The sequence below is a fragment of the Acinetobacter sp. 1000160 genome (assembly GCF_000588715.1).
Lineage (GTDB): Bacteria > Pseudomonadota > Gammaproteobacteria > Pseudomonadales > Moraxellaceae > Acinetobacter > Acinetobacter courvalinii.
On sequence record NZ_JFWP02000025.1, the window covers coordinates 1 to 2,047 of the forward strand.

General features: G+C 44.8%; 3 protein-coding genes and 2 tRNA genes. 1 reads left to right on the forward strand and 4 read right to left on the reverse strand.

What is annotated here, in order from left to right; translation table 11 throughout:
- Window positions 1-24: 24 nt before the first annotated feature.
- The 4 genes from J699_RS00110 to J699_RS00095 all read right to left on the reverse strand — a co-directional run bounded on the left by J699_RS00110 (window position 25) and on the right by J699_RS00095 (window position 1,630).
- Window positions 25-756 carry a class I SAM-dependent methyltransferase gene (locus J699_RS00110; RefSeq protein ID WP_032868523.1) on the reverse strand — a complete coding sequence of 244 codons (732 nt, stop codon included), beginning with the start codon at window positions 754-756 and terminating at the stop codon, window positions 25-27.
- Window positions 757-853: 97 nt separating this feature from the next.
- Window positions 854-929 (reverse strand) — tRNA-Phe (locus J699_RS00105).
- A 140-nt stretch (window positions 930-1,069) separates the two neighbouring features.
- Window positions 1,070-1,145: transfer RNA gene (locus J699_RS00100), tRNA-Phe, on the reverse strand.
- Between the two features lie 107 nt (window positions 1,146-1,252).
- Entirely contained in the window at window positions 1,253-1,630 is a 378-nt protein-coding gene (locus J699_RS00095) for a GNAT family N-acetyltransferase (protein ID WP_004776129.1), read from the reverse strand.
- 104 nt (window positions 1,631-1,734) lie between these two features.
- On the opposite strand from J699_RS00095, the gene J699_RS00090 reads away from it, so the two are divergent.
- Window positions 1,735-2,047 (forward strand): imidazoleglycerol-phosphate dehydratase (locus tag J699_RS00090; RefSeq protein WP_032883027.1); only part of this gene is annotated, 313 nt, incomplete at its 3' end.

Consider the following 2,047-nt stretch of genomic DNA (forward strand, 5'->3'; position numbering starts at 1 on the left):
CATGCTTTTTTATTTTTCGGGCTTTTAAACGATTTGCCGCCCTACTCTCAGCAAGACTGGAAAGGTCACCCGCATCGGCTGCCGGATCAGCAGGATATCCTGTAAATCGGATAAAGCACTGATCTGCATTTGAACTTGATAATGTTGGACTGCAGACCAAGTATTGAGATAATCCCACAACTGCTGTCCTGTCCAGCATAATTCAATCTGAAACTGCGGCATCGGAATGTCTTGAAAAGGAAATGGGATCGTTTGATAAAGCTCATCAATATAGCGCCGCTCTGCATCCCAGAAGCCGTTTAAGGTCTGGTGGTAGAGCTGTTGCAGCCGGTCATTTAACAACGCATCCTCAAGCGTTAACAGGCCATAACCAATCACTGCAATCACGCCTTCTGGTTTGAGGGTTCGTTTCACTTGTGCGTAGAATTTTTCAAAGTCAAACCAGTGAATCGCCTGCGCAACGGTAATCAGGTCAAAATACTGATCGGGGAAACTGCATTGTTCCGCGGCTTGCTGTAAATAGCTGACATTACGCAAGGCTGGCGCCTGATCAAGCTGGTTCTGACTCAGGTCAGTTGCGATCACCTGTTGAAAATACGGCGCAATCAGGCGGGTTAATTGCCCTGAACCTGCGCCACAGTCCCATGCACGGTCGAAACCCTTGAGCTGCTGAATTAAGCTGTCTATAAGCGATTGTGGATAAGTCGGTCGTGCCTGTTGATAAAGTTCACTTTGCGCCGAAAACAGATCTTTCATGCAATGTTATTCTTCAATTCTTCTACTTGGTTTCAATATAACAAACTATTGGTGCAATAAAAAAAGCCCCAAACTTTCGTTTGAGGCTTTTTGAATATGGTGGCGAGACCCAGGATCGAACTGGGGACACACGGATTTTCAATCCGTTGCTCTACCTACTGAGCTATCACGCCAATGGGGTGTATTAAGCCGTATCTCGGCGCAATAGTCAATAATTATCATGAGCTTTTGATTTGATTGCCCATTTTTCACGCAATCAATTTTAAGGCAAAAAAAATCCCTGATGGGATCAGGGATTGAAAATACAAATTTATGGTGGCGAGACCCAGGATCGAACTGGGGACACACGGATTTTCAATCCGTTGCTCTACCTACTGAGCTATCACGCCAAAGTGGGCGTATTAAACAATGTTTGTCTAAGCCCGTCAAGCAAATTTGTGGATTTTTCGTTTAAGCGCTTAATTTTGCTGCAAAGTATGGTTTTAAGACCAGCTGTTTAGATTTTACCGAGATGCGACAGGCAACGATGGATCGCCCCGCAACCCGGTTCAAACTGTTGTACGCCCTGCGCTTCTTCCATGCGGCAGACCTCTTCAACCAGACGTTCTGCCACACCGCGGCCACGATTGGCGGGATGCACCACAATATATTCCAGAACACGGCTTTCACCTTGTCCTGTCGCCCAAATTGCACCTATAATTTTGGTGTTAAATTCAGCAGTGTAAACTGTGGTATATTGCTGTAGATTTTGTTCAAGTTGTTCCATTGCATCTTGCCCGTCGCCAAACTCTGGGCTGGTATCGTAAAGTCGCTCGAGCTGAGTACGAATTCCTGAATCTTCCAGAGAACTGTAAGCATGTACGGTAATAGGCATTGATTAACCCTCCTGAGCAAACTATGATGCTGTCACTTTTTCGTCACAGCGAAACTATTGGTTTTTAATTCAATCATTTTTGACGTTTTTTGAGGAACGTGTCCATGACGCAACGTATCAGTGAAGTGGTAAGAAATACCAACGAAACAAAAATTCGAGTTCGTCTCAATCTCGATGGTACTGGTCAAGGCACACTCAACACTGGAGTTCCATTTTTAGACCATATGATTGATCAAATCAAGCGTCATGGTCTATTTGATATCGATATTCATTGCGATGGCGATCTGGAAATCGATGACCATCATACCGTCGAAGACTGCGGCATCACATTAGGACAGGCCTTTGCGCAAGCCTTAGGTGATAAGAAAGGCTTACGTCGTTATGGTCATTTTTATTCACCTTTAGACGAAGCATTGT